The following is a 26410-nucleotide window of genomic DNA, read 5'->3' as shown; positions in this document are numbered from 1 at the left end:
AATGAACCGCCTTTTAGTTATCTTAGCTACAATAACCGCGATCGCTTATTGCTTTATTGCGATGCCTGAAGGAGCTATCGCCATCGTGATCGTGGCGGTTCTCTCGGTGGGCATGATCCTAGTTATCCGTAAGGTTGACGATGATGTGCCCTTTCTCACTAACCTTTTTGTGACGGCATTACTTATTCGTTTATTGTTGGCTGCCATTATCAACATATTCGATCTCTTTGATTTTTTTGGGCCGGATGCTCGCGGTTATGTCGAGATCGGCAGGATCATCTCATCGGTTTGGAGCGGCACAATGGACGCGTCCACTCCGACGACAAGATTTTTAATGCGGATAGGCGGGCCCGGTTGGGGAATGAACTATTTTTCGGGAGTCTTATATTGGGCGTTCGGCCCCAATATGCTTGTCGGGCAAGCCGTCAGCTCGTTTTTTGGAGCAGCAACCGTTCCAACTATCTATTGGTGTGCGAAGAGTGTATTTGGTAATCAGCGGGTTTCGCGATATTCGGCAATTTGTATCGCTTTCTTTCCATCGATGATCGTTTGGTCGTCACAGTTTCTGAAGGACGGATTTATTATTTTCTTCTTGATATTGACTATGATGATGGTACTGGAGATTCAAAAGAAACTAAATCCTACATCGGCGGCGTTACTTATTTTTTCTTTACTGGCTATTTTATCCCTTCGATTCTATGTTTTCTACATGGTTGCAGCAGCTGTGTTCGGCAGTATTGTGATAGGTCTGGGTACGACGACGTCGTCAATTTTACGAAGAGTATTAGTTGTTCTGATAGTTAGTGGGGCGTTTATGTACCTCGGGTTGGTGCAAACGGCAACCAGCGATTTCGATAGATTTGCGTCGATCGAACGGTTTGAAAACAGCCGCTTCGGCATCGCCTGCGTCCTGCCGTTCCGATATTGATCTTTTCGACATTGCTTACTGTTGTTTATGCTTTTTCAGGGAAATGTCGGGACGGCATATAGGCAGCGGACGCAGATCCAAGTTTTTCTTTTGATCTTTATTTCGGTCGGGTGGGCGCTTTATCGCGAAAAACAAGAGAACCGCAAATTCCTGCGAATCGCCAATGAGAAACGACGATTTGCACAGTTTGGGGGGAGAGTGGAAAACGGATCTAGAATTTAAATGTGTGGAATTGCTGGTTTTGTAAATAAGGGGTCGAGGGGGGCGGATCGTGGGGTTTTGGCGGCGATGAACCTGGCGATCGAGCATCGGGGGCCGGACGATGACGGGTTCTATGTTCATGAGAATGTAGGCCTGGCTATGCGGCGCTTGGCTATTATCGATCTGGCGAGCGGCAAGCAGCCAATTCACAATGCCGACAGGACGAAATGGATCGTTTTTAACGGCGAGATCTATAATTATCAGGAACTGCGTCGTGGCCTGGAGCAACGCGGGCATAAGTTTTATACAAAATCTGATACCGAGGCGATCATTCACTTGTATGACGAATACGGCGTCGATTGCTTGCAGCATCTGCGAGGAATGTTTGCGATCGCGATCTGGGACCAGACGGAGAAAACGCTTTTTTTGGCACGCGACCGCGTGGGTAAAAAGCCGATACTTTACTCGCATCAGGCGAACGGCGATCTGATCTTCGGATCGGAATTCAGGGCGATGCTCCAGCATCCTTCGATCACGCGTGAGGTCGATTACGAAGCGATAGACAGCTATTTGTCGTATCTTTGCGTGCCTGCTCCGCAAACAGCGTTCAAGCAGATCCGCAAGCTCGAGCCCGGGCATTGGCTCAAATGGAAAAGCGGAGAGATCGAAACGCGGCGGTATTGGCTGCCGAATTTCTCTAAGAAAATAAAGATCACTGAGGAAGAAGCGATAGTCGAGACCACCCGAATACTGCGTGAATCGACGAAGATGCGAATGATCTCGGAAGTGCCGCTCGGAGCGTTTTTGTCGGGAGGCGTTGATTCGTCGGCGGTAGTGGCGTTGATGGCTCAGGAGAGTTCGACGCCCGTCAAGACATTTTCGATCGGTTTCGAGGAGCAGGATTTTAGCGAATTGAAATACGCCAAACGCGTAGCCGAACACGTCGGGGCCGAGTATAACGAGTTTATCGTCCGTCCAAATGCGGTTGATGTAATCCCGACGCTCGTCGACCACTACGGCGAGCCATATGCCGACTCAAGCGCGATACCGACCTACTACGTGTCAAAAGAGACGCGAAAACACGTCACCGTCGCTCTGAACGGCGACGGCGGCGACGAGAGCTTTGCCGGTTATGAGCGTTATATGGCGATGGAGATCGCCGAGGTTTATAAAAAAATACCAAAACCGCTGCGGCGAACTTTCATCGAAGCCCCGATCAATTTTCTGCCTTCGTCTGAGCTCAAAAAGACGCGGATCCGTGACGTTCAGCGGTTTTTGACGTCGGCCAATGAGGAAATGTCGGAACGGTATTTTCGCTGGATGTCCGTTTTTAAGCCGGCGTTCAAGCCTTTGGTCTATACTTCGGCGTTTAGCGAACAGATCGCTTCGAATGATGCGTTCGAGCTAATGGATAAATGGTACATGAGTTCGACAGGTCTAGGGTCGGTCGATGCGACTTTGTTGACTGACCAAATGACATATCTGCCGAACGATCTTCTCGTAAAGGTCGACATCGCGTCGATGGCTAACTCTCTAGAGGCTCGTTCCCCATTTCTCGATCATAAATTGATCGAATTCGCCGCTAGCCTGCCGGAAGGCCAAAAGATGAGTAGGTTTCGTCCGAAATCGCTCTTGAAAAAGGTCGCAGCCAGATTGGTGCCGAGTGACGTGGTTTACCGGCGGAAAATGGGCTTTGGTGTACCGATCGGCCGATGGCTTCGCGGATATATGAAAGATTATATGATCGAGAACCTGCTATCCGAAAAGTTGTCCAATCGTGGCCTTTTCGAACGAAAAGCGATCAAGAAAATGATTGACGAACATCTTTCCGGACAGACCGATTATGCGACACCGCTTTGGTCCCTGCTAATGCTCGAACTCTGGTTCCAACAATTCATCGATTAAGCTATAATCAGAAATCGCTCAAACGATTCTTATGTCCATTTCCGATTGCAGAATAATCGAACTACCCAAGATCGCCGATCCGCGTGGCAATCTTACATTTATTGAAAGTGGCCGACATGTGCCATTCGATCTAAAGAGAATTTTTTATCTATACGATGTGCCCGGCGGTGAGAGCCGGGCCGGGCACGCACTCAAAACGTGCTATCAGTTCATCATCGCGGTCAGCGGAAGTTTTGATGTTACGCTCGACGACGGAATCGCACGGCAAACGCATCATTTGAACCGCTCATATTATGGATTACTTGTACCTCCATTACTCTGGCGCGAGATCGACAACTTTTCTTCGGGCTCGGTTTGCATGGCGCTTGCGTCGGAGAACTATAACGAGGCCGACTATTATCGCGAATATGACGATTTCAAATTCGCCATGAACGAGACGAAATGATGAACGTCCCATTCCTCGAACTCAAGCGATCTTATCTAGAATCTAAAGTCGAATTTGACGCGGCGTATCAACGGGTGATGGACTCTGGATGGTTCATTCTTGGGGAGGAAGTGTCGGCGTTTGAGATCGAGTTCGCGGCGTACTGCGGAGCTAAATTCGCCGTTGGCTGTGCAAACGGCCTTGACGCTCTGCATTTGCTGTTGAGGGCCTACGGCATTGGCCGCGGCGACGAGGTCATTGTTCCGTCAAACACTTATATCGCATCTTGGCTTGCCGTGTCCTATGCTGGTTCGGAAATAGTACCGGTAGAGCCTGATCTTCGAAGTTACAATCTTGACCCTAAAAAGATCGCTGCGGCGATCACCGTTAGGACCAAGGCCATTATGCCGGTCCATCTATATGGACAGGCCGCGGATCTTGATCCGATCAAAAAGATCGCGGACGATTATGGCCTGAAAGTAATTGAAGACGCGGCACAAGCTCACGGGGCAATTTACAAAGGGCGAAAAATCGGTGTATCAAAAGACGGGGTCGGGTGGAGCTTTTATCCGAGCAAGAACCTCGGGGCTTTTGGGGACGCCGGTGCTATAACGACCGATGATGAAGAACTGGCGGTTAGGCTGCGAAGCCTCAGAAACTATGGTACTACGTCCAAATATGTCAACAAGATCAAGGGTTATAACAGCCGTTTGGACGAACTCCAAGCCGCCTTTTTGCGCGTCAGGCTTTCGAATCTTGACAAGCATAATGCGCGAAGACGCGAGATCGCTAATATTTACCTCGAACGGCTAACAGGCCTTGATCTGATCTTGCCATTTGTTTTGGACGAAACCGAGCCGGTTTGGCATTTGTTTGTTGTCCGTGTGAAAGAGCGCCAGAAGCTACAGAATTATCTGAACGAAAACGGTGTAGGAAACCTGATCCATTATCCGATACCGCCGCATCTACAAGACGCCTATGAGAACCTGAAGTTTCACGAAGGTGATTTTCCGATCGCTGAAGAAATTCATCGCACGATACTCAGCTTACCGATCAGTCCGTACCTGACGGACGAACAGGTCGATCATGTCATTGCGACGATCAGAGGGTCTTATGCTTAGTGACAAACACGCTGATTGGCTTGAACACTTTGTAACTACACTCTCGGCATCGCCGGATCTGCAAACGTGGGGCGGACACACAAAATGGCGAATGGCCGAGATGGAAATGATCTGCGAACGGGTCGAGATCGGCGAAGTGGCCTCGCTGCTTGAGATCGGATGCGGAAATGCGTTCGGCGGAGCGTATCTGGCAAGTCATACTGATAATCTGGTCGTATCGGACCTGCCGATGGTGCTTCACGCAGCGCACTCAATTGGTTTAACAAAGGCGAAAAAACTGCTTGAGCGGCTAGAGGTCAAAACCCATTCGGTCGTCGGTTGCTCGGGCGAAGATATGCCGTTTGAAGATAACAGCTTTGACATTGTTTTTTCGCTGTATAATCTTGAGCATATTCCGGACAGAGGTAGATGCCTGCGTGAGATCAAACGCATTCTTAAACCGAACGGGCGAATGATCGCGACCGTGCCGACGTTCGGCTGGTCGGCGGTCTACCCGATCATGTTTTACGCTGACTTTGCACAGCGAATTTTGAGCAGGGTTTTGCCAAAGCGAAAATCGTCAGGTCTGCCGGCAGAAATCGGTGAGCCGCTCGATCATTCGGCCGGGAACGGGCATAACATCAACAACTGGAAGACCTTTCGTACGGCTTTTCCGCAGTTTCCCTTTCCGAAACCGCACGGTGAATACAAAAGCTGGTCGGATGAATTGTGGAGTCAGAGAAAGAGCAATTGGGAACGGCAATGTGAAAAAGCTGGTTTGACCGTGAAGCAGTCTTTTCCGCTTTCGATCGTTCCGCAGGGATTGTTTGTAACGCTGTTGGGCAGATTCGGGTCGTCTCTTTATGAGCGGTTATTCAATTGGGATAGGCGCTTGTCGATGAACCCGAGATTTCAAAATGTCGGACAGTTTCTTTGTTTGGTTTGCGAAAAATAATGAATGCCGACCTTATAGCTGCTGCGAGATTTGACGACCTCGCAGTAAATTATTCCGATCTACTGCCTGGCGACAGGTCTGCTCGCATCCTTGACATCGGCTGCGGCAGCGGGCGGTTTTTGGAATATTTGAGTGGGCTCGGTTTCGCCCAATTGACGGGTGTCGATATCGACGGAAGATCGATCGCCGGCGTTAGGGAAAAACTGGGAATACGGGCCGAGGTGATAAACGATGTTGCCGGATTCTTGAATGAGGAATCGGAAAATATGAACTGATAATTGCTAAGGACGTAATATATTACTTTTCGAACGAAACGCTTATCCCTTATCTGAAAGCAATAAGAACAGGTTTGTCGCCGGGCGGCATACTTATTGTTGAGGTATTTAATGGGGCGCCGATGACCGGTTCGTACATCAAGAATAAGGATTATCCGATCAATTTTGTGTTTACCGAGCACAGTTTGCGAAGTGCACTGCAGGACGCAGGCTTTCAGGTCGACAAATTATTTGGCACCCGCTCGATCAGGAAGGGTCTAAAACGCGGGATATTTAATCTTGGCCAGGCGATATGGCAGAGTTGTTTGAAATTCATCTACCTAGTGGAACGAGGCGCGGACGAACAAAATCCAACCATCCTGACCAAGACACTGATTGCCGCCGCATCAGTTCCAAAAGGGTCCGGCTAATAAATGTCAGTGTCGAAACCGAACAAACGCAGATCGATCGTACACATCTGGAGCACCTTTACCCCCGGACTTTTTGCCGAACCCCATACGTACCTTCTCGAACACCGAGATCGTTGGGGCTCGACGCTGCTGGCGGCCCGTCTCGCTGATAACGGTTCGATGCTTCCGCCCCACACGTCGTATCTCTTGAAAGCGGATGTCGGCACTGCAGGGTCGTACACGTTTTTCGGGCGTTTGAAAGACAAATTTTCGGAGCGGTTAATTTGGCTAAGATTCAACAAGTGGTGTCTGAACAAAGTGCGTGAGCAGGGCGGTGAACTTGTCCACGCTCATTTTGGCGAGACCGGCGTCAGAATACTGCCGCTGATCAGGAAAAGCGGGTTGCCGTTGGTCGTTTCATTTTACGGGTTTGATGCCAGCACGCTCCTGCAAAGGCCGGATTGGGTTGCCCGGTATCAGGAGATGTTTAGGTACACGGATGCGATCATTGTTCTTAGCGAATCCGTTAAAGAGAGAATGACAAAGATCGGTTGCGACCCCGATAAGGTCCACGTATGGCGAATCCCTGTCGATCTTGATTTTTACGACTATCAGCCGCGGATTCCGACTGAAACTACGAGATTTTTGATCTGTGCCAGATTTGTAGAAAAGAAAGGGTATACCTATTTGCTTGCATCTTTTGAAAAACTGGTGCGTTCAGGAAGGAAGGTCCATTTGACGATGATAGGTTACGGGCCGTTGAAGGGTAAGATCGATGCAGAGATCGAAAAACGCGGTCTCGTTAATCACACGACGATCATCGACACCGAATTGCGTTCGGATTTCCCGGACATTTATCGCAAAGCTCTCACTTCGCATGACATTTTTGTTTTGCCATCGGTCGTCGCGAAAAATGGAGATGACGAGGCCGGGCCAGCTTTGACGATGATAATTGCACAGGCGGCGGGACTTCCTGTGATTTGTACGGACTTTTCGGGTGCTGAGATGTCCGTTGTCGACGGAAAGACGGGGTTGTTATGCGAATCGAATAGTTCGGACGATCTGGCCGAAAAGATGTCCTATCTGGCCGCATCCCCGCAATTGTGGACCGAACTTGGAGCGCGTGCGAGTGAATTCGTTCGAAAACGATTCGCGTCCGATCACCAAATGAAAGAGATCACGGATATCTACACCAACATATTGACCTCCGCAAAACGTAGGGGATAAGAACCATGTCCGAAAGTGTCACGCCGGTAAAAGCAGGGTCAAGCGCGTTTGAATTTTTTCGGGCAACTCTAAATACGGCGGGATTGACGATCGTCCGTCTCCTGACGGGCTGGGCCAGGGCCAAGGTGACATCGCTTCTGCTCGGGACCGCCGGCATTGGAATTCTTGCGCAGGCAAACCAAATATTGCTTTTGGGAACCTCATTCGGCTCGCTCGGACTCGTAAATGGCCTAATAAATCGTCTCAGCTTCAATTACGCTAACAACGACGACAAAAAAACGAAACAGCTTTTTTCGACGATCTTTACCGCGCAGTTGATTGCAATAGTGGTCTTGATGACTATCGGAATAATTGGGGCAAGACCGCTGGCAGCGTACTTTTTCGGCAGTGCCGAAAATTCGAACTATTTTATCATCACGTTGTTAGCCATTCCATTTTCAGTGGTTTCGACGAATTTTATCGAAGCGATCTTTTTTGCGAGAAACCGCTACGACATATACACCAAAGCCGGGATATGGGCCACCCTGCTCGGGCAATTGACGGTTATTGTGCTGACCTATTACTTTGGCCTGACGGGAGCGTTCTTCGGGATATTGGCCAGTTCAGTATTGTTGTTCCTATTTTATATTTTGTACCTAAACAAAGTAGAAACGTTTAAGAACGTTTTTAGCTTTGGAATTGAAAAAAGCAACTTTAAAGATGCAACTTCGCACGGATTTGTAAATTTGACCTACGGGGCTTTGGTGCCGTTGGCGTCGCTGGTGATAAGGACGTTTTTGATCGACGATTCGGGGGTTTCGGCAAACGGCATCTATCAAGTGCCGATAGCTCTTACGGCATATTATACGCCTTTCATCACGAATGGATTATGGGCCAGATTGTATCCAAAGGTAAGTGCCGTAAAGGATCCGAAGGAAGTGGACGGGGAGATAACGGCGTCGGTCAGGCAGAGCATTTTGGTGGTAACGACATTTGTTTTGCTGCTGCTGGTTTATCCCGAGGCACTTGTTTTGATCAGTTATTCGTCCGACTTTTTGCCTTCGGTTGAAGTAATGCCTTTTCAATTTGCGGGCGATCTTGGTTATTTTGTATTGTTCAATGTAGGGGTTTTCGCGCTTGCACTTAACCGACTCAGGGTCTACTTTGGCTTTTGGTTCATTTATTATGCAGCTCTCATATTAGCTTCATATTTGCTAATTCCCGGATTTGGGGTCAAAGGTGCCGCACTCGCGTATCTTATTTGCGCTAGTGCCGTTGGCACCTTTGCAATGATCTGGCTGGTGAAAAGTACCAGCCTGGAAACGATGCGTTCGATAATTGGTTTCTTTGTTTTGGGCGGAATTCTGATCGCTGCTCAATGCTCGATCTTTTCGTTATCGACAAACATCTGGTTGCGGCTTCCGATCCCGGGGATCTGGATGATCGTTATCGCCGCCAAATTTTTGGGCATGAGTTCGATCAGACGGGCGACGCAACTGTTTGTTTTAAGAGGCAATTTCTATGAAAGGCGTTGTGTTAGCCGGCGGCTTGGGTTCGCGCTTAAGTCCGTTGACGAGAATTACTAATAAGCATTTGCTGCCGGTTTATAACGAGCCGATGATCTATTATCCGATCAAGGCTCTTATAAATGCGGACATTGATGACATTATGATCGTCACCGGAGGCAATTCGGCGGGTGATTTTTTGAAGCTGCTCCGGAACGGCAAGGATTTTGGGCTGAAGCATTTGAATTACACGTATCAGGAAGGTGAAGGCGGGATCGCGGATGCGTTGGGTTTGGTCGAGCATTTTGCCGACGACGAGCCGATCTGTGTGATCCTGGGCGACAACATAATCGAGGGCAACATCCGTCAGGCTGCTGAAGAGTACAAGGCGCAAGGAAAGGGTGCAAAAATACTGCTCAAGAGAGTGCCTGATCCGCAGCGTTTCGGCGTGCCCGAACTCGATGGCGATCGAGTTTTGAATATCGAGGAAAAACCGAGTGATCCGAAATCGGACATGGCGGTGATCGGTATTTATTTTTATGACGCCACCGTATTTGACGTGATCAAAACGCTGGTTCGGTCGGGCCGCGGCGAGCTTGAGATCACCGACGTCAATAATCATTACATCAAACGGGGCGAGATGACCTGGAACGAACTCGACGGCTGGTGGACCGACGCGGGAACGTTCGAGAGCCTGTTGCTAGCTTCGAATTTGGTCGCTAAGAGCGGTGCGAATAATATATGAGTTTCATCGAAGCAGACATAAAGGATGTCGTAGTTTATCCGCTCAAAAAATATCATGACGACCGAGGCTGGTTGGCCGAGTTATTTCGTCATGACGAATTGGACGAAGAGTTTTATCCGGCGATGTCGTATATTTCGTTCACGACGCCGGGCGTTCAACGCGGTCCGCATGAACATGTTGACCAAGCGGATCTGTTTTGCTTTATCGGACCATCGACATTCAAAATGCGGATGTGGGACAACCGGCCGGAGTCGCCAACGTTCAACCACATAATGACGTTTTTGGCCGGTGCAGATAACCCGATGGCAGTCGTTGTTCCCAAGGGCGTTGTGCATGGATACAAGAATGTCGGCGAAACGGACGGTATGGTGATAAACTGTCCAAACCGGCTATACATGGGCGAAGGAAAACGTGAACCGATAGACGAGATCCGTCACGAGGATGACCCTGAGACGATCTACAAGATGGATTAGATCCAAGTTTAACTTGATCTGAGCCTTACAGGATCCGGCAGGCGGCGACGACTTGCCCGCACATTCGTATGGCCGAATACCACTGACGACAAGTTCCGATGCCGTGTTCGACTGAGCCGCCTGCCGGTTAATTTTATCCAATGAAGATCGCCCGTATCATCGCCCGCCTCAATGTCGGCGGCCCGGCCCGGCATGTGGTATGGCTAACCAAAAAACTGCAGCCCGCCGGATTTGAAAGTGTTCTCATCGCCGGAACGGTTCCCGAGGGCGAAGAGGATATGAGCTACTTTGCCGCCGAGAACGGCGTAGATCCGATCTATATTCGCGAGCTCAGCCGCGAGCTCTCGCCTAAAGACGTAGTTTCTCTATTCAAGATTTACCGAGAGATGTTCCGGCAAGCGCCGGATATTATCCACACCCATACTGCAAAAGCGGGAACCGTCGGGCGCGTTGCGGCCTTTTTTTACAAATGGCTGACGCCCGGAACGCTGGTCGGCCGGCCGCGGAATGTGAAAGTTGTCCATACGTTTCACGGACATGTATTTCATAGTTACTATGGAACGGCGAAAACGCGTGTTTTTTTATTGATCGAGAAGTTGCTGGCCAGGATCGCAACAGATCGAATAGTGGTGATCACGCCTCAACAGTTTGTCGAGATACATGAGGAATTTCGTGTCGGAAAGCGAGATCAATTTAGCATTATCCCGCTCGGAATCGATCTTGAACAATACCAAGATAGTGATGATAAACGAACCATCCTTCGAGAAGAGGTAGGAGCCGCGGCCGATGAATTGATCGTCGGATTTACCGGCCGTCTGACCGAGATAAAGAATGTATCGCTGCTGCTTGAGGTTGCGGCGAAATATCGGGAATCAGGTGAGGCTCCGCCGGTGAGATTTGTCATCATTGGCGACGGCAATCTTCGACAGCAGCTGGAACGACTGTCGGACGAATTGGGGCTCGGCGGCTCGGTTGTTTTTATCGGAAATCGCGACAACGTCGCGGAGCTTTTGCCGGGCATGGATATCATCGCTTTAACGTCGAGAAATGAGGGGACCCCGTTGTCGCTGATCGAGGCGATGGCTGCGGGAGTTCCGTTCATTTCGACGGCTGTCGGCGGCGTTGTCGATCTTGCAGGTGATACCCTCGAGCAGCATCTCGGATTTCGTGTTTGTGAGCGCGGCTTGGTCGTGGATGATTTTGATGCTGAACATTTCGTTAATGGCTTGATTTATCTTGTGAAAAATGAAAAATTACGATCAAGGATCAAAGACGAAAGTGCCGCTTTTGTGCACTCAAAGTACTCGGTTGACAGATTGACTAACGATATCGCTTCGCTCTACAGGGAATTGCAACGCGGCAATCAGAGCGATACGGGCAAAGTCTAAAAATGCTGCAATTAACATCAAACCCACTTTTGATCGGCGGCGTGAGCATTTTGCTCGGCATCTTGATGACGCTGGGCGTCAGGCATTATGCAACCGCACGCGGATTTGTGGCGAAGCCGAAGTCTGACCGGTGGCACAAAAGGCCGACGGCTATGATGGGCGGCGTGGCGATCTTTTTGACGACGATCGTCATGTACGCGCTTTTTGTGCCGCCGACGCGTGAGTCACTGGCGTTGATGGGCGGCAGCACGTTCTTGTTCATTGTCGGGTTGGTGGACGATGTAATAAATATCAAGCCTTATCAAAAGTTGATCGGCCAGCTGATCGGAGCGGCGATTTTGGTTTCTTTCGGGTTGACGCTACCAATCACGGGCTACGCGCTCGTCGATATCTGGATCACCACATTTTGGATCATCGGCATCACAAATGCGATCAACTTGCTCGACAACATGGACGGCCTTGCCGCAGGAATTTCGGCGATCGCAAGCATAGCATTGGGACTCAGTTTTGCGGTCAACGGTCAAACGACAGAGCTGATATTCGTCGCTGTGTTTGTCGGTGCCCTGGTCGGTTTTCTGGTATTCAATTTCAATCCGGCGTCGATCTTTATGGGCGATTGTGGCTCGATGTTCGTCGGCTTTCTGCTCGCCGGATCGGTACTTCTCAATCAGGTCGGCGGACGTTCCCGAGGTATATTGGCGATCCTCGCGGTGCCCGTTCTGATCTTGTTCGTACCGATATTCGACACGACATTCGTAACCATTTTGCGGAAGCTTTGGGGCCGAAAGGCTTCGCAGGGCGGACGTGACCATACATCGCACCGTCTGGTGGCGTTGGGGCTTTCGGAGCGTGCAGCGGTTTTGATGCTTTACGGTTTCGCCGCTATTGCCGGGGCGATCTCGATCGCGATCAGCCGGCTTGAGACTACCCAGAGCCTTGCACTGATCACCATTTTTTCGATCATCCTGGTGATAATCGGCGTTTACCTTTCGAAGGTAAAGGTCTATGAGGCAAAGGACGAAGAGCTGGCCGCCAAGGACAACGCTGTCTTCGCATTTTTAGTAAACGTCTCGCACAAACGGCGGATCTTTGAGGTATTCCTCGATGCGGCATTGATCACGCTCGCTTATTATTCGGCATCTGTCATTGTGTTGGGATCGATCGAGCGTAGTGGTGAATGGGATCTGTTCATCAAGAGCCTTCCGATCATCGTACTCCTACAACTCGGTGCCTTTCTCGCCACCGGAGTCTATCGAGGGCTGTGGCGGTATACAAGCGTCGGTGATTTCATCACGTATGCAAAAGGCGTCGCACTTGGGTCTGTTTTGAGCATATTGGCGCTGCTTCTGTTGTATCGATTTGAATTTTTCTCGCGAACCGTGTTTTTTGTCGACGCGATGCTGTTGTTAGCTGCGCTTATCGGCAGTCGAATGGCGTTTAGATTGATCCGGCAGGCGATCCCGCTCCCGATGATCAACGAGGGCCGGCGTGCATTGATCTACGGTGCAGGCGACGGCGGGGAAATGGTGCTGCGCGAACTGCGTAACAATCCAACGTGGGATTTTCGGCCGGTCGGCTTCATTGATGACGACCCGCTCAAGGCCGGCAAGGTCATCCACGGCCTGACGGTATTCCAGGGAAATGGTTTGCTGCCGGAGATATGCGAGGAGAAGGATATCGAAGAGATCCTTATCGCTTGCCGTGATATGACCCCGGAACGGCTAAAATATCTGCGCGAGTTGTGCAGCGACCAGAACATATCATTGCGGCGGGCTCAACTAAGGATCGAGCCGGTCGATTTTGAATGACCCGTTGAATTTCTATCCCGTGGCAAATTGTGGCTTTAAGTATCGTTAAGATCAAAACGAAGACCGATTGGACGATGCTAGGGATCGCTGCGGTCTTTGTGTTGCTCTGTGTGTGGTTTTCTGCCAAATGGAACTTTGCAAACGCCCTTTCGACGCGTGCCGGGCAAAAGGAAGTAGCCGATCTGGCGGTTTCGCTTGCTCCGTCTGATCCGCAGACGCGATTTGCCGCAGCGGCGATCTACGGAAGGACGTTTGAACCCGCAGATCTCGACCGGTCGCTCGCGGAATATGAACGCGTTGCCGCGTTGTCGCCTAACAACTTTTTGTGCTGGCTCGAACTCGGGCGTGCCCGCGAGCGAAACGGCGACCGGTCCGGTGCCGAACTTGCACTTAAGCGGGCATTGGAACTTGCGCCAAATTACGCCGACGTCCAGTGGGCGTACGGGAATACGCTGGTGCGTGCGGGTAAGGTTGACGAAGGTCTGGCTCAGATCAATTCCGCGGCGCGGACAAATGTGAGATTCGTTCTCCCTGCGGTTGGGATCGCGATGGAGATCTTTGCCGGCGATGCGAGCGTTGTTCGGCAGCAGCTCGGTGATACGACCGCCGTGAATATGGCATTGGCCGATTATTTGGCGAGGCAAAAGCGTTTTGACGAAGCAGTGGCGGCCTGGAGATCAAAACCCGCCGGACCACCGGACGCAGACGTGAAAGATCTGGGCAACCGGCTTTTGTCGTCGCTGTTGGCGGCAAAACAGTATCGGGCTGCATCTGCCGTATTCTCGGACCTCTACGGACCGCAGGACGAATCGCCTGCCGTCGGCCGGATATTGGACGGCGGCTTCGAGGCAGGAGTCAAGTTGAAAGGTGCACGCGATTTTGAGTGGCAGATCGCGGAAGGTGCGGAGCCGCAGATCGCGATCAGCCGGACCCAGAAACACGGCGGCGACAACTCATTATACTTGGTCTTTAACACTACGCAGGCCGCAGATATCAGGCCGCTCGGACAACTCGTCGCCGTCGAGCCGGGCGCGGTATACGACGTTGAGATATTTTATCGCTCCGAATTGAAGAAGGGTGTTACGGTCCGTTGGGACATTGTGAATGCAATGGACGGCGTCGCCATTGCATCATCGGAACCTATTGAGTTGATCAGTGATTGGAAGGCACTCAGCATCAAATTTACAGCTCCCGCATCGACGGACGGAGTTATTCTTCGGCTCGTGCGTGACCGTTGCCCGTCGCCCGTATGTCCGATCAGCGGATCCGTTTGGTTTGATGACGTTTCGATCAAAAAATTATGAGTCCGGCTGAGAGTGGATCCAAATATACCGAGATCTCGAGATTTGAAGAGATCGAGATCGGCGAAACCTCATCGCGGGCAAGCGGCGTTGTGTTTTTTGTCCTTTGCCTGATCCCGATATTATCCACCGTACTTTACGGCGGTGTGGATTCGGGTACTTGGGTTGTGATCAGCCTCCTCGCCGGCATCATCGCACTTGCCTGGCTGACAGACGCCTGGTTGGGAAAGGCGTTCCTCGTTGACCGCAACTCGATGCTGCTGCCGATCGCCGGAATGATCGCTATCGGTCTGGTCCAATTGGTTCCGGTGTTTTCGAGCGGTCTTGGCAGCGACCTGCTGCCGACGCAATACAGCCAGCCGATCTCGGCCGATCCGTATTCGACAAGGCTTTTTGTGATAAGGCTGATCGTTTACTTCGCATTTTTCGCAGCGGCATTAACGTTTATCAACACCGAGCGGCGGCTGAAACAGTTGACGGTCATTGTGATCAGCCTTGGGGCAATTACGGCGTTTTTCGGCATACTTCAATTTCTTGCAAAACCCGAGGCCATATACGGCTTGCGAGCGACGCCGAATGCCATTCCTTTCGGGCCATTTGTCAACCAGCATCATTTTGCGGCTTTCACGGAGCTCGGATTCGGGCTTGCCGTCGGGCTCATGGCCGGCAAGGCAGTAAAACGCGACAAAATGCTGCTGCTGGCGGTAGCTGCGTTGATGATGGTCGTTGCGGCAGTACTGACGGGTTCGAGAGGCGGGTTTCTGAGTTATGCCGGCATCGCGGCATTCATATTGGTGGCTATTGCCAAGTTGAAACCACGAGAAGGTGCGAACGGAGACACTTCGGCGACGATGCAAAAGGCGGCACTGGCCGCGGCGATCGTGATCTCGATCATTCTAGTCATCGGGATCGTTTTGTTCGTCGGCGGCGACAGCTCTCTCTCGCGTTTGACCGGAGTTGCCGGTGTCCAGGCAGACGTCAGCAGCGGCCGGATCCATTTTTGGACAACCGCGATCAAGATCTTTTTCGATCACCCGATCCTGGGGGCCGGATATGATGCATTTGGCGTCGCGTTTACGAGATACGATACATGGAACGGGGTCTTTCGCGTCGAACAGGCACACAACGACTATCTGCAGACGCTCGCGGATGCCGGCATCGCCGGATTTGTCTGTGTCGCGGGATTCATCTATTTGTTGTTCAGGAAAGGACTGCGGGTGATCTCGTTGACGGCTGATCCGCTTCGGTCATCGATAGCGATCGGGGCCATGGCGGGTTGTTTTGGTATCTTAATTCACAGCTTTTTTGATTTCCCGCTACGCACCCCGGTAAATGCCTTTCTATTCCTCCTGCTCGCCGCCGCCGCCACAGTTACCGTTAGAACGGCCGAACCCAAACGAAGAAAAAGCCGTTAACGGACACGAACCTCAACTTCTTGTTTGCCGCATGGCAAGGAAAACGTGATCTGGTATAGACCTGCCTTACCGCTTATCGTGCGGACAATGAACAAAGCCCGTCCTTTGACCGCCGAGATCTCCTCGCGACGCACACCGATCTCTTCCGGTTCGCCGGATACGAAGGTAAGATCCGTCAGGTCTTCGTCAGTCTCGGTGCCAATGATTATGGCCAGTTCACTGCCGGCCTTTTGAAGTGTGATCGACGACTCACTTGCTGTGAATGAACACGGCTTTATATCTGGCCGCTCATCTTGGGTCTTGACGGCAGCCGTAGTTTCACCCGGCGTCGGAGACGCTGTCGGTTTCGGCTGGTCTACGATGGTCTTCGCCATGGCCGAGTTTGCGGCCGGTATCGTGATCACGACCGGTGGAAAGAGATTGGTGGTCTTTGGTGAAGGGGTCGCTGTCGGCTCGGGGGTTGGCGTTGGAGTGGGCGTTTGGACAACGTCCGCGGCCGGTTCCGGAGTCAGTTCGGGCGAGGCTTTCGGCGTCGGCGATGGCGAAGCTGAAACGGTAGGCGTCGATTCAGGCGTAGGTTCGATCTTCACAGGAACGGTCGCGGGAATGGTCGGGCCCGGTTCCGGAGTCGGCTGCGGAGTCGCTTCCGGAGTTGAAGTCGGCGTTGTATTTTGAGCCACACCTTCGTCGGGCAGTAGCCTCAGCGGATTACGGCCGATCTTAAGTTCGAGGCCTTCGGTATTTCCGTTCGTGCGTCTATAGAGTGATTCGATCACCGCGTACTTGATCGGATCAGGTGTGCCTGCCTTGTAGCTCTTGTAATACGCGTCGAGTGCCTCAGCTGTGTTCCCGCTTGCCTCATAGGCTGTCGCCAGACGCCACATCGTCGAACGCCACCAGACACTATCGCCCGGAAGCACGCCGACTGCACGCCGATAGCGAATGATCGATTCTGCCGTATTGTCCATCTGAAAAAGAGCAGCTCCGGCCAGCTCCTCGATGCGGCCGCGAAGAATAGCGGAAAGGGTCGCCCTTGAGACATTTGCCACTTGAATATACTCATTACGTGCCTCGGCAAGGGTTCTCGGCTGGTATATCTCGTCCGCCAAGATCGCGGAGGTCGCATGTCTGAAATCGAGAGCAGTCTCAACGCCGGGTACCGCCGCCTTTGCCAGTTCGGCGACTTTGGCAGGGGCGAGTTTTTTTGCGAGCAGCTGCGACGACGCGAAAAGCTGGCGGTACGTTTTCATTCGGTCGCTGCCGTCGACAAACGCGTCTGCCAGTTTGGCCGCGGCGTCAGCCTCCGAGCCGTTGACCGCGTTCATGAATTCGAACAGCGATCTGAGTCTCAAAGCATTCTCTTGGGTGTCGGCAGCCATAGGAGCAAAGGTACTTGCACGCCGTTCGTCCTCGATCAGCTTGATGAACGAATCCGCCTGAACGGGCACGCGAAGCCCCAGATCTGTCGCAACTTGGCCGTCCTTCATCACGAACATTTTTGAAAGCGACTCGGCAGCCTCACGATATAGTCCGGCGGCGGCACGCATCGTGGCGATCTCATATTCGATGGTCGGAAAATTGCCGTATTTGCGAGCTGCAAGAAGTGTCTTTTCGGCCTCGAGCGGTTTGTCCTCGAGAAGCAGGCCGCGAGCAACGGCAATGTGCGACCAAATATATCTCGGATCAGCGGTGATCGCTTTTTGACCGTATTCGACCGCCTTTTCACCGATACCGTTTGCGGCGTACCAATAGGCTGCACCGGCGAGCAGGATGACGTTGCCGGCATTGGCGTCCAGCGATGTTTTGAGCTCGGCTTCGGCGTCGGCACGTTTGCCGGTATCAAACAATGACAATATCAGGCCCGCTCTTGCCGGGGCATTCGCGGGGTCACGTGTCAAGATCTCGCGATAAAGAACGACGGCTTCGTCAGCCTTGCCGAGCGAACGTTTCATTTCGGCGAGGCCGCGGCGGGCAGAGACCGATCCGGCATCAAGCTCGAGAGCTTTGGCGTAGGCCGCCGCCGAGTCTTCGAGTTTGAACTCAAGACGATTTGCCAGCCCTAATGTTTGGTAGGCCGCGGACGAATCCGGAACTATCTTTATTACGTTCTCAGCGACTCGTTTTGCCTTGGCACCATTCTCAACGCTCAGATAGAAATTGGCGATCGTGATCAGCTGTGTCGGGTTTGTTTCGATGCGTTCCTCGATCGTTTTGGCGATGTCGAGTGCGGCTTCCTGACTGCCGCGGAAGAATAGGTTAGCCGGAAATTTGGCCAGCGTCTCGGTAAACAGCTGATCGGCGACGGGCTTTGGAGCCTCGGCGGCTCCGGCCTTGAAGAGCTTGGCCGCGTTTTCGAGATCACCGGCGAGTATTCGCTGGTTGCCGATGTCAGCCCGCAGACGGAGCATCATCTCAAGACCCTCGCTCTGCCGCGTACTCCTTGGAAATTTTGAGAGAAATTTCTTGATCGCCCCGACTCGCTCAAATGCATCGGCTGTCGCGGTCGCCTTTTCCCATTCAGCGGTTTCGTCGACCTTTGGCTTCGGCGTGGCGGTCACCTTTGGCTTGGAAGCGGCGGCTGAAGGTTTTTTCGGCGTGGTTTTCGGTTTTGCAGCCGCCGTTTTCGAAGCAGTTTGTTTTGGTTTGGTGGTCTGTGTAAAGGCCGGGATGAGCAGTACGGAAAACAGGAAAATGATCGCAAATGATCTCATAAAACACTTTAACTAAGAGCCGTCGTTCTCAAAAGGATACCACGAAATTGCCTTTTGACACGTCTCGGCGGTATCCTCACCCTATGGTCGAACTCGACGAAATATGGTCGCAAATGCTCGCTGCCGCCGCCGCGAACGCGAGCGACGCAGGCCGGAGCGATGTCGCCGATTTTCTGCGGCTCAAGGCGTCGAATGATGCGATACGTTCGACGGGCGTCAAATGGCTGTTCGACACCGTGATCGAGATCGCAGCGAACGCAAACCGCGGCAGCACTTCACTTACCATCGAACGCGACGACCCGCACAATTTTGCCCACGGCAATTCAAACCTCGTCGGAACTCGCGTGATGGTACGTCACGGAGTGAGATGTCTTTCGGTCGAGGCAGGTTGGACGCGAACTCCGGCGGACGGCATAATGCGCGGCGGGGCACTCGCATTTGCTCGTGTTTCGCATTTTGGAATGCCGAAAAAGACGACCGAATTGAAGCTCGTGGCCGAAGAACCGGCACCGAAATGGCGCAACGCAGAAACATCGGACCACATCGATTCCGCCGAACTGCGGCGTCACCTCGAGATATTGACGACATGACATCACGGCTTTTTATTACTGCTTGTGTAATGTAGAATACTTATTAATCTTAGCTTTTGTATTAGGGAGATATTTTAACAACGTGATAGCAGATCTTGATAAACTGATAGAATTACAGCAGACGGATACTCACCTCAGAAAATTAAAACAGGCAATAGAATCATCGGAGACCAGGCGTGCAGAGATCGAACAAGAATTCGAACAGCACGCCTCTTCTATTCGGGATATACAAAACCGGCGTGATTCGCTGCATGCAAAACGTGCTGAGCTCGAAAAACAGATCGCCGAGAACAAGACCTATCTCGAACGTGCCGACCGTAACCTAAAGCACGCCCAGAACTCAAAAGAATACGAGACCGCAATGCGCGAGACCGACGCCCTGCAAAAGCAGATCGCGGCATATGAAACGCAGATCGTCGAGACGATGGAAGAGGTCGAAACAGTAGAAAAGGAGATCGCCGAACGCAGCGAAGAGATCGCTACGCTCGACACCAATCTCGAAACGGCCCTAAAACAGCACGATGCACAGATCGCAGCCGACAAGACCCAATTTGAAAAACTGTCGGCTGGACGTGAAAAGGTCTTTGTCACACTGCCCGCTCAACTCGCTTCCGTTTACAACCGCATGGCCCAACGCAGCCGCGACGGCATAGCCGTTGCCGAGGTCGTCAACGGTTCTTGCAGTGCATGCTATATGTCGCTCCGCCCGCAGATCCTGCTCGAGGTCAAACGCGGCGACCAGATCATCACCTGCGAGAGCTGCACCCGAATCATGTACATCCTAAAACGCGACGCCGAAGCCTCGGCGTAATTGAACCAGACATCTCAGATAGATCGGACGGCCCGGCCCGTCCTTTTTTATTGTCTTCTATCTAGGCTCTTTAACCATTTTAAGAACGAATCTTCGTAGACGAGCCACGGATCGTTTGGGCGCTTTTTGCCGGCCGTCTCAAGTGTTCCGTCTTCGCAGAGGCATATCAGTGCGCGTCGGGAAGGTGCGGGGATGATGATGCGGTGTGAGCGGATAAGCCGTTCGATCTCGGAAAGGCGGAGCTTTGGCCGGAGCGACAAATCCAATAAGTGTTGCGTGATATTCATATGTGTAGTGTGTAAGTTTGAATTTGTCCGCCGCACGCGGCGAGAGACCTCAATAAAAATGGGGCTGCGAGTAACGCATTTCCTGCAAAGTACGTCAAAACCTGAAAAGTACATCATTTCCTGCATTATCTGCAAAGTACGTCAAAGTCTGCAAAGCTGCATTTACTTGCCAAACGTGACTTGGTTAGTCTGAATATGTCGGGCGGATTCCATGTTGTGCAACAATGTTGCATCTATGCGTCGTCCGACCGTTAGAAGATATCAAACAATAGGCAAGAAAGCAAGAGTTTATGACATACACAGAAAAAGACAAATCAAAGGCAATGGCGATCGTGCATGTTTTCGAAACGTCGCGGCCGTTCGGCGAATATGCAGCGTGCGTCGTGCTAGACGACGGTGCGGGGATCTCGTACGGAATCAACCAATTTACGCACCGATCGGGCTCGCTCGCGGCGGTGGTCGATAAGTATCTGAAAGCAAAGGGCGTCGTCGGAGCGGCGGTGATGCTCGAAAATCTGGCATTGCTCCGAAGCACATCGGCAGCGGCTGTCGCCAAACTATCGGCGAATACGGTCTTGAAAAAAGCACTGCGGGCGGCGGCCGTCACGAGCGAGATGAAACGGGCTCAGGAACAGACGGCGTTCGAACTGTATCTGAGACCGGCACTAGTCATTTGTGAAAGATACGGATTTACCGAGCCGCTGAGCCTCGCTGTTATCTATGATTCCGTCGTCCACGGCTCATTCTTTCGCGTGGCACGCGGGGTCGATGTTGGGCCACGGAACGAACGCGAATGGATCACGGCGTATGTTCGCCGGCGTGATGCGTGGTTTGCCAGCTATCCGCGGCTCGCCAAAACGCGATACCGGACGCGGTTCTTTCTCGGCCAGATCGCAATAGCAAATTGGGCCCTAAACACACCGTTCGCCGTCAACGGCGTTAGATTGACGGGCCAAATGTTCGAACACCAGGCTGCGGCCCGCGGAAGAAGGGGAGAAGACGAGAAGGGGAGCAGGGGAGCGGAAGAACTTTCGACCGCGACGGTGTTCCCCGGGGCTGAGACGTCGGCGATTCCGGCAGCACCGATCGTTGAAAACGTTCTCACCACAGCGACCGAGAAATTTGACGCGGTCGAGAGCGTTGTCACGGGCGTGACGCGGCGGGCCGATTCGGTGAGATCGATGTGGGCGACGGTTGGCGGCTCGATCGGGCAGGCGGTTTGGGCGGTGTTCGGGTTTTTCGCCGGGCTGCCGCGTGAGGTCTGGATAACGGTCGCGGTGATCGCCGGATGCCTGATGATCTTTTATCTGTACCGGCAGATCGTACTGGGCAAGATCAGGGAGACTGCCGGTCGATCGTCGCCGTAGAACTGGATGTGCGGTTTTGCCGCAGGAAGAATAAGACAAGGCACGGTGAACCATAGGTTCACCGCAAATAGATGGGCAAAGCCCAAAGAGGGGAGGCAATGAACGACACAAAGAACATTTTGCTGGCGTGGGCCAGTACGGCAACGACCATCGCAACGGCGATCGATACACGGACGTGGATAACGCTGATCTCAGCCATCGTGCTGCCGATCGTATTTTTCGCGATCGGCAAGACGGTCGATGTGCTGCTGCAGATCTATTTCAGGCGGAAACACGACCGGTAGGGAGAATCTGCTATGAGTTGCCACTAGCTTCAGCTAGTGGTTAGAGGACAAATTGATCTGGGCTTTAGCCCAATTTAGGCTAAAGCCGGGAACTCTTGAGACCAAGCCCACTAGCTAAAGCTAGTAGTAACTCATCGGAAAAGAAAAATATGACAAACAAAACAAAGATCTACGTCGCGGTCGCGGCTTTGGCTTTGGTCACGCTCGGCATCATTGGCGGGCAGGCGTGGTCGGAGCATAAGATCGGCAAGCTTGAGGCGGCAGTTGAGGCGGCGAAACAACAGGCCGAGGAGCGCGAGAGCATCGCTCTCGCGGCCGAGCAAAAGGCGGCCGAATACAAGTCAAAGATCGAATATCTCGAACAACAGATAGCCGAATCGAAAACCAGGGCAATGAGACAAGATGAAAAAATCAAAACACAAAATACTAATACCACTCGTGCTCGTCGTGATGTCGAGCGTGCTCGCAGCGTCCGGTCAATCGACACAAACGCAGACGAACTCTGCGTCAAACTCGCCGAACTCGGGCATCCGTGCGGGTGAGCCCGTAGTCGCGCCATTAGGTGTGACAAGTGCGGCGGATATCACGCGTAAACGCGTAACTCTGAACGCTTGTATGGCTGCCGCGATCGACCTTGAGAAGTCGCGGGTTCTCGTCGCGGAACTTGAAAGCGAGAATCGGCTGCTCAATGAACGGCTGGCGACGGAGCAACGGACGACCGTAGTGCTGACCGAGCTCAATGAGACGCGGAAGAGCGAGAGCGAAGCTTTGCGTTCGACCATCGCTGCCAAGAACGAGACGATCTCGGCAAAGGACGCGGTCATCGCGTCGCAGGACAAGCTAGTTGACACATTGAGACGCAAAAAGACCTCGATCTGGCGACGCCTCGGCGACGTTCTGATCGGTGCGGCGGCGATAGCGGTATTGAGGTGATCCGATCGTATGAGCAAATTCGAAAGAAAGATACCGCGGGTGCCGCAGAAAAAGATCGACGATATCTGCGAGCTGTTCGTTAAATATCGCGGCCGAGAGCTGCAAAAGCTGGAAGCCGAAATGCGTGAACGCGGGTGGAACACGTTTTCTCAGTCGATGCTCCATAACAAGATCCACACAAGACAGCCGGGCTGGATACAGAGGTTAAAGCTGGTCGAACTCTTGAGCGAGGATGACCGGAAAGCCTTTAACGACCGGCGAATAAGACGCGGGTTCAAGACGTGGCTCCACTGGTCATCGCCGCAAATGACGTGGTCAGTTAAATTTCAGCATGAAATATTCGAACATCTGCAGCGTGTATCGCGCGGCAAATGCAAGCGGTTGATGATATTCCTGCCGCCGCGTCACGGAAAATCGGAGATGGTAACAGTTCGGTACGCGGTTTGGAGGCTGCTCTTCGAGCCCGCGACGAACATCGTCATCGGCAGTTATAACCAGCGACTCGCGAATCGATTTTCGCTCAGGGCAAAGCGGATAGCTGCCGGAGCCGGACTCAGGACCGGCGAGGCCCGCGAACGTCTGCAGCGTGCCGACGAATGGGAAAACGAATCGGGCGGCGGTGTAAAGGCGGTCGGTGTAGGTGCCGGGATCACCGGATTTGGGGCCGATCTTGTGATCATCGACGACCCGGTCAAGAGCCGCGAAGAGGCCGAATCTGCGAACAACCGCGAGCGGATCTGGGATTGGTACAACGACGATATCTGCACCCGTTTAGAGCCGGAAGGGGCCGTGATCGTGATCCAAACCCGCTGGCATGTCGACGATCTCGCCGGACGATTGCTGCAGCGGATGAAAAACGGCGGCGAACAATGGGAAGTGATCAGTCTGCCGGCACTTGCGGAAGACCACGACCCGATCGGGCGTCCCGAGGGCGACGCTCTGTGGCCAAAGCGCTTTACCGCAAAGCAGCTGCGGGAAAAGCAAGTACAGATGGGCTCGTATTCGTTCGAAGCACTCTACCAGCAAAGGCCGGTCCCGCGTGATGGTGCACATTTTAAGCGGAGCTGGTTTGCGGGCAAGGTCATCGACGACGCTCCGCGAGGTTTGAGGTGGTTTCGCGGATATGACCTCGCGGTCTCGACACGGACGTCCGCCGACTACACGGCGAGCTTTCGGGTCGCGATGGACACGAAGGGAAACATCTACATCGCTGACGGCTTTCGCAAACGGATCGAGTTTCCCGAGCAGCGGCGATACATCATCGAGCGCATTCGCGAAGAACGAAACACGACGCACGGTATCGAGTCAGCACTGCACGGGAAGGCGTTCGTACAGGACCTGATGCGTGACGAGCGGCTGGTAAACCGCAATTTTAAGGCGATCACCGTCGATAATGACAAATTTACACGAGCCCTGTCGTGGCAGAGCCGTGCCGAGGCCGGCAAGGTGCTTTTGGTTCGCGGGCCGTGGAACGAGGGATTCCTGGACGAGCTATGTTCGTTTCCGGACGGCAAACACGACGATCAGGTCGATGCGGTCAGCCTGGCGGTGCAGATGATGGCGCAGAGGCCGAAAGGGACGTTTGGATTTTAGGCGGTAGACGGTAGACGAGGGAAATAGAGATGAATATTCATATCGAAGAAGCGATCGAAAGTTTTCGCGGGAACGCGGCGAGGTATGCAAGGTCGGAAAGGTATTACGGCGGGAATCATGATCTGGCATTTGCGACGGACAAGTTTAGGAATGCGTTCGGGTCGCTGTTCAGGGAGTTTGCACTCAATCTGTGCCCGGCGGTTTGTGAGGCGGTGCGGGACAAGCTGCGGGTGGTCGGGTTTGGCGTTGACGGCATCAGTGCTGGTGGCGAAATGCAGGCTGCAGGCGTGCGGTCCGACGCAAATCGCATTTGGAACGCGAATCGAATGCGGATCAGGGCCGGGGAAGTGCATAGAGAGGTTCTTATATGCGCCGACGCGTATATGATCGTCTGGCCGGACGCGGCGGGCAATGCCGTGATGTATCCGAACGGTGCGGGAAGCGTCACGGTCACGTACGACGACGAACAGCCGGGCACGATAGCGCGTGCAGCGAAGTATTGGCGAGGTGTGGACAAACGGATAAGGCTGAATTTGTTTTATCCTGACAGCATCGAGAAATATGTGTCGAAAGAAACAAGTGAAGGCTCACTGTTCGATGCTGCGGAGTTTGTGCCGTTCGTTGAGAAAGAGAGAACCACCCCGTCCGCCCAGAGCGGCGGCCACCCCTCCTTTGTAAGGAGGGGAGCTTCCGAGCCGGAAATCGGCAATCCGCAATCCGCGATCCGCAATCCGTACGGCATCGTGCCGGTCTTTCATTTTGCAAATAATGCGGGGATCGGGGCGTTTGGGCGGTCGGAGCTGGAGGCGGCGATACCGATACAGGACGGGCTGAATAAATCGATGCTCGACATGCTGGTGGCGATGGAATATTCGGCGTTTCGGCAGCGTTGGGCGGCGGGCATCGAGGTCGAGGTGGACAACAACGGCAAGGTCGTGCCGCCTTTTACGGCCGGCATCGATCATCTATGGATCTCGCAAAACGCGGACGCGACGTTTGGCGATTTTGCGACGGCGAACCTCGAACAGTTCTTAAAAGTAAAGGACAGTTTTCGCGGCGACATCGCTTCGGTGACGGGAACGCCGCTGCACTATTTTATGCAGAGCCAGACGCGAAATACGGCGAGCGGCGAAGCCCTCAGAAAGGCCGAGACGCGTTTTATCGCCAAGGTCCGCGACCGGCAGGAATCGTTCGGCCAGATCTGGGCCGACGCGATGCAGTTCGCCCTCACGATCGAAGGCAAAGGCAGCGGCGTCCAGCTAATCACCGATTGGGAAGACCCCGCACCGATGTCCGACAAGGAATTTCTCGAAAATATTCTATTGAAAAAACAGATCGGTCTGCCGGTCGAACAGGCGTTGATCGAAGCGGGCTATGGTGAGGCTGATGTGAAGGCGATGGTAACGAAGGCGAGTTAATCAGAGCGTCGATCTCTGATCTTCGATATCAGCGTCGCTATTAGTGAACAGATCCCGTAGATGATGGCCGCGTTGATAAGGGCCCCGATCAGATAGATCACGATCGCGGTCGTTCTGCCGGAACCGGGATCGTCGAAACGGCGGGGCGGAAGGATGGACTGAGGAGCTCCACGGAAGATCCATGACCAATAATGCGGTTTCGACACGTTGAAAATCGATAGAGCGAACGGCAAATTCGGCTGCACGAGCAGGCCGCAGATGAAGAGGAAATACAACGATGCGATGGCGAACCCAAATTTTGACCGCATGGATAGCGAGTTTATGCGATGAAAAACCGCATCGTCAAGCTGCTAGTCGAATGACGGCGGTGGAGGTGGATGATCTAAACGGCTTGAGTC

At 52.8% G+C, this 26410-nt stretch carries 26 protein-coding genes; 23 read left to right on the top strand and 3 right to left on the bottom strand.

Annotated elements, in window-relative coordinates; translation table 11 throughout:
• Position 1: 1 nt before the first annotated feature.
• The 15 genes from IPK01_02675 to IPK01_02605 all read left to right on the top strand — a co-directional run bounded on the left by IPK01_02675 (position 2) and on the right by IPK01_02605 (position 16018).
• Positions 2–928 (top strand): glycosyltransferase family 39 protein, encoded by a 927-nt coding sequence (locus tag IPK01_02675; protein ID MBK7932402.1) that lies wholly within the window; start codon positions 2–4, stop codon positions 926–928.
• Between the two features lie 222 nt (positions 929–1150).
• On the top strand, positions 1151–3034 hold the full coding sequence (asnB, locus tag IPK01_02670; protein MBK7932401.1) for an asparagine synthase (glutamine-hydrolyzing): 1884 nt from the start codon (positions 1151–1153) through the stop codon (positions 3032–3034).
• Between the two features lie 31 nt (positions 3035–3065).
• Positions 3066–3479 (top strand): WxcM-like domain-containing protein, encoded by a 414-nt coding sequence (locus IPK01_02665; GenBank protein ID MBK7932400.1) that lies wholly within the window; start codon positions 3066–3068, stop codon positions 3477–3479.
• Positions 3479–4579, top strand: coding sequence for a DegT/DnrJ/EryC1/StrS family aminotransferase (locus IPK01_02660; protein ID MBK7932399.1), 1101 nt, complete (start codon positions 3479–3481; stop codon positions 4577–4579). The genes IPK01_02665 and IPK01_02660 overlap by 1 nt, the downstream gene beginning before the upstream one ends.
• Positions 4572–5513 (top strand): class I SAM-dependent methyltransferase, encoded by a 942-nt coding sequence (locus tag IPK01_02655; GenBank protein MBK7932398.1) that lies wholly within the window; start codon positions 4572–4574, stop codon positions 5511–5513. The genes IPK01_02660 and IPK01_02655 overlap by 8 nt, the downstream gene beginning before the upstream one ends.
• Positions 5513–5788, top strand: a complete 276-nt coding sequence (locus IPK01_02650; GenBank protein MBK7932397.1) for a class I SAM-dependent methyltransferase — start codon at positions 5513–5515, stop codon at positions 5786–5788. The genes IPK01_02655 and IPK01_02650 overlap by 1 nt, the downstream gene beginning before the upstream one ends.
• 122 nt (positions 5789–5910) lie before the next feature.
• The gene (locus tag IPK01_02645) at positions 5911–6198 is read left to right on the top strand and encodes a hypothetical protein (protein ID MBK7932396.1); all 288 of its coding nucleotides are present in this window, start codon (positions 5911–5913) and stop codon (positions 6196–6198) included.
• Between the two features lie 3 nt (positions 6199–6201).
• Positions 6202–7404, top strand: a complete 1203-nt coding sequence (locus IPK01_02640; GenBank protein MBK7932395.1) for a glycosyltransferase — start codon at positions 6202–6204, stop codon at positions 7402–7404.
• Positions 7405–7409: 5 nt separating this feature from the next.
• Positions 7410–8969, top strand: a complete 1560-nt coding sequence (locus tag IPK01_02635; GenBank protein ID MBK7932394.1) for a hypothetical protein — start codon at positions 7410–7412, stop codon at positions 8967–8969.
• Positions 8905–9633, top strand: a complete 729-nt coding sequence (locus tag IPK01_02630) for an NTP transferase domain-containing protein (protein ID MBK7932393.1) — start codon at positions 8905–8907, stop codon at positions 9631–9633. Before IPK01_02635 ends, IPK01_02630 begins: the two co-directional genes overlap by 65 nt.
• Complete coding sequence (locus tag IPK01_02625; GenBank protein MBK7932392.1) at positions 9630–10106, top strand: dTDP-4-dehydrorhamnose 3,5-epimerase family protein; 477 nt, start codon at positions 9630–9632, stop codon at positions 10104–10106. The genes IPK01_02630 and IPK01_02625 overlap by 4 nt, the downstream gene beginning before the upstream one ends.
• Positions 10107–10246: 140 nt before the next feature.
• The gene (locus tag IPK01_02620; protein MBK7932391.1) at positions 10247–11494 is read left to right on the top strand and encodes a glycosyltransferase; all 1248 of its coding nucleotides are present in this window, start codon (positions 10247–10249) and stop codon (positions 11492–11494) included.
• A gap of 2 nt (positions 11495–11496) precedes the next feature.
• The gene (locus IPK01_02615; GenBank protein MBK7932390.1) at positions 11497–13302 is read left to right on the top strand and encodes a hypothetical protein; all 1806 of its coding nucleotides are present in this window, start codon (positions 11497–11499) and stop codon (positions 13300–13302) included.
• 29 nt (positions 13303–13331) lie between these two features.
• Positions 13332–14606: a tetratricopeptide repeat protein gene (locus IPK01_02610; GenBank protein MBK7932389.1), complete on the top strand. Its 1275-nt coding sequence runs from the start codon at positions 13332–13334 to the stop codon at positions 14604–14606.
• Complete coding sequence (locus IPK01_02605; protein ID MBK7932388.1) at positions 14603–16018, top strand: O-antigen ligase family protein; 1416 nt, start codon at positions 14603–14605, stop codon at positions 16016–16018. Before IPK01_02610 ends, IPK01_02605 begins: the two co-directional genes overlap by 4 nt.
• On the opposite strand, the gene IPK01_02600 is transcribed toward IPK01_02605, so the two are convergent.
• Positions 16015–18729: a hypothetical protein gene (locus IPK01_02600; GenBank protein MBK7932387.1), complete on the bottom strand. Its 2715-nt coding sequence runs from the start codon at positions 18727–18729 to the stop codon at positions 16015–16017. The two genes, IPK01_02605 and IPK01_02600, sit on opposite strands and share 4 nt — an antisense overlap.
• 83 nt (positions 18730–18812) lie before the next feature.
• On the opposite strand from IPK01_02600, the gene IPK01_02595 reads away from it, so the two are divergent.
• Together IPK01_02595 and IPK01_02590 are read left to right on the top strand one after the other, a co-directional pair.
• Positions 18813–19319: a hypothetical protein gene (locus IPK01_02595; GenBank protein ID MBK7932386.1), complete on the top strand. Its 507-nt coding sequence runs from the start codon at positions 18813–18815 to the stop codon at positions 19317–19319.
• Between the two features lie 82 nt (positions 19320–19401).
• Complete coding sequence (locus IPK01_02590; protein MBK7932385.1) at positions 19402–20130, top strand: hypothetical protein; 729 nt, start codon at positions 19402–19404, stop codon at positions 20128–20130.
• 47 nt (positions 20131–20177) lie between these two features.
• Here IPK01_02590 and IPK01_02585 read toward each other — a convergent pair whose 3' ends face one another.
• On the bottom strand, positions 20178–20417 hold the full coding sequence (locus tag IPK01_02585) for a hypothetical protein (protein ID MBK7932384.1): 240 nt from the start codon (positions 20415–20417) through the stop codon (positions 20178–20180).
• A 290-nt stretch (positions 20418–20707) separates the two neighbouring features.
• Between IPK01_02585 and IPK01_02580 the strand changes: the two genes are divergently transcribed.
• The 6 genes from IPK01_02580 to IPK01_02555 all read left to right on the top strand — a co-directional run bounded on the left by IPK01_02580 (position 20708) and on the right by IPK01_02555 (position 26012).
• The gene (locus tag IPK01_02580; protein ID MBK7932383.1) at positions 20708–21784 is read left to right on the top strand and encodes a chitosanase; all 1077 of its coding nucleotides are present in this window, start codon (positions 20708–20710) and stop codon (positions 21782–21784) included.
• Between the two features lie 98 nt (positions 21785–21882).
• The gene (locus IPK01_02575; GenBank protein ID MBK7932382.1) at positions 21883–22068 is read left to right on the top strand and encodes a hypothetical protein; all 186 of its coding nucleotides are present in this window, start codon (positions 21883–21885) and stop codon (positions 22066–22068) included.
• A gap of 149 nt (positions 22069–22217) precedes the next feature.
• Positions 22218–22610 carry a hypothetical protein gene (locus tag IPK01_02570; protein MBK7932381.1) on the top strand — a complete coding sequence of 131 codons (393 nt, stop codon included), beginning with the start codon at positions 22218–22220 and terminating at the stop codon, positions 22608–22610.
• A 22-nt stretch (positions 22611–22632) separates the two neighbouring features.
• Positions 22633–23001 (top strand): hypothetical protein, encoded by a 369-nt coding sequence (locus tag IPK01_02565; GenBank protein ID MBK7932380.1) that lies wholly within the window; start codon positions 22633–22635, stop codon positions 22999–23001.
• A 9-nt stretch (positions 23002–23010) separates the two neighbouring features.
• On the top strand, positions 23011–24594 hold the full coding sequence (gene terL, locus IPK01_02560) for a phage terminase large subunit (GenBank protein ID MBK7932379.1): 1584 nt from the start codon (positions 23011–23013) through the stop codon (positions 24592–24594).
• A 29-nt stretch (positions 24595–24623) separates the two neighbouring features.
• Complete coding sequence (locus IPK01_02555; protein MBK7932378.1) at positions 24624–26012, top strand: phage portal protein; 1389 nt, start codon at positions 24624–24626, stop codon at positions 26010–26012.
• Here the strand turns inward: IPK01_02555 and IPK01_02550 are convergent.
• A complete protein-coding gene (locus IPK01_02550; GenBank protein ID MBK7932377.1) occupies positions 26009–26320 on the bottom strand; it encodes a hypothetical protein in 312 nt (103 codons plus the stop codon). The genes IPK01_02555 and IPK01_02550 overlap by 4 nt on opposite strands.
• Positions 26321–26410: the final 90 nt, after the last annotated feature.

The sequence above is a fragment of the Acidobacteriota bacterium genome, from assembly GCA_016713675.1.
Taxonomy (GTDB): domain Bacteria; phylum Acidobacteriota; class Blastocatellia; order Pyrinomonadales; family Pyrinomonadaceae; genus OLB17.
Note: the sequence above shows the minus strand (reverse complement) of the source record. Positions and strands in the feature narration are given on the sequence as shown.

What these genes read in the sequence shown, in the direction of transcription:
- IPK01_02605 (MBK7932388.1), top strand. Translation starts at nt 14,603, where the DNA reads ATGAGTCCGGCTGAGAGTGGATCCAAATATACCGAGATCTCGAGATTT.
- IPK01_02650 (MBK7932397.1), top strand. Translation starts at nt 5,513, where the DNA reads ATGAATGCCGACCTTATAGCTGCTGCGAGATTTGACGACCTCGCAGTA.
- IPK01_02575 (MBK7932382.1), top strand. Translation starts at nt 21,883, where the DNA reads ATGAACGACACAAAGAACATTTTGCTGGCGTGGGCCAGTACGGCAACG.
- IPK01_02615 (MBK7932390.1), top strand. Translation starts at nt 11,497, where the DNA reads ATGCTGCAATTAACATCAAACCCACTTTTGATCGGCGGCGTGAGCATT.
- IPK01_02625 (MBK7932392.1), top strand. Translation starts at nt 9,630, where the DNA reads ATGAGTTTCATCGAAGCAGACATAAAGGATGTCGTAGTTTATCCGCTC.
- terL (MBK7932379.1), top strand. Translation starts at nt 23,011, where the DNA reads ATGAGCAAATTCGAAAGAAAGATACCGCGGGTGCCGCAGAAAAAGATC.
- IPK01_02595 (MBK7932386.1), top strand. Translation starts at nt 18,813, where the DNA reads ATGGTCGAACTCGACGAAATATGGTCGCAAATGCTCGCTGCCGCCGCC.
- IPK01_02640 (MBK7932395.1), top strand. Translation starts at nt 6,202, where the DNA reads ATGTCAGTGTCGAAACCGAACAAACGCAGATCGATCGTACACATCTGG.
- IPK01_02585 (MBK7932384.1), bottom strand. Translation starts at nt 20,417, where the DNA reads ATGAATATCACGCAACACTTATTGGATTTGTCGCTCCGGCCAAAGCTC.
- IPK01_02555 (MBK7932378.1), top strand. Translation starts at nt 24,624, where the DNA reads ATGAATATTCATATCGAAGAAGCGATCGAAAGTTTTCGCGGGAACGCG.
- IPK01_02645 (MBK7932396.1), top strand. Translation starts at nt 5,911, where the DNA reads ATGACCGGTTCGTACATCAAGAATAAGGATTATCCGATCAATTTTGTG.
- IPK01_02660 (MBK7932399.1), top strand. Translation starts at nt 3,479, where the DNA reads ATGAACGTCCCATTCCTCGAACTCAAGCGATCTTATCTAGAATCTAAA.
- asnB (MBK7932401.1), top strand. Translation starts at nt 1,151, where the DNA reads ATGTGTGGAATTGCTGGTTTTGTAAATAAGGGGTCGAGGGGGGCGGAT.
- IPK01_02580 (MBK7932383.1), top strand. Translation starts at nt 20,708, where the DNA reads ATGACATACACAGAAAAAGACAAATCAAAGGCAATGGCGATCGTGCAT.
- IPK01_02570 (MBK7932381.1), top strand. Translation starts at nt 22,218, where the DNA reads ATGACAAACAAAACAAAGATCTACGTCGCGGTCGCGGCTTTGGCTTTG.
- IPK01_02655 (MBK7932398.1), top strand. Translation starts at nt 4,572, where the DNA reads ATGCTTAGTGACAAACACGCTGATTGGCTTGAACACTTTGTAACTACA.
- IPK01_02675 (MBK7932402.1), top strand. Translation starts at nt 2, where the DNA reads ATGAACCGCCTTTTAGTTATCTTAGCTACAATAACCGCGATCGCTTAT.
- IPK01_02550 (MBK7932377.1), bottom strand. Translation starts at nt 26,320, where the DNA reads ATGCGGTCAAAATTTGGGTTCGCCATCGCATCGTTGTATTTCCTCTTC.
- IPK01_02635 (MBK7932394.1), top strand. Translation starts at nt 7,410, where the DNA reads ATGTCCGAAAGTGTCACGCCGGTAAAAGCAGGGTCAAGCGCGTTTGAA.
- IPK01_02620 (MBK7932391.1), top strand. Translation starts at nt 10,247, where the DNA reads ATGAAGATCGCCCGTATCATCGCCCGCCTCAATGTCGGCGGCCCGGCC.
- IPK01_02630 (MBK7932393.1), top strand. Translation starts at nt 8,905, where the DNA reads ATGAAAGGCGTTGTGTTAGCCGGCGGCTTGGGTTCGCGCTTAAGTCCG.
- IPK01_02600 (MBK7932387.1), bottom strand. Translation starts at nt 18,729, where the DNA reads ATGAGATCATTTGCGATCATTTTCCTGTTTTCCGTACTGCTCATCCCG.
- IPK01_02665 (MBK7932400.1), top strand. Translation starts at nt 3,066, where the DNA reads ATGTCCATTTCCGATTGCAGAATAATCGAACTACCCAAGATCGCCGAT.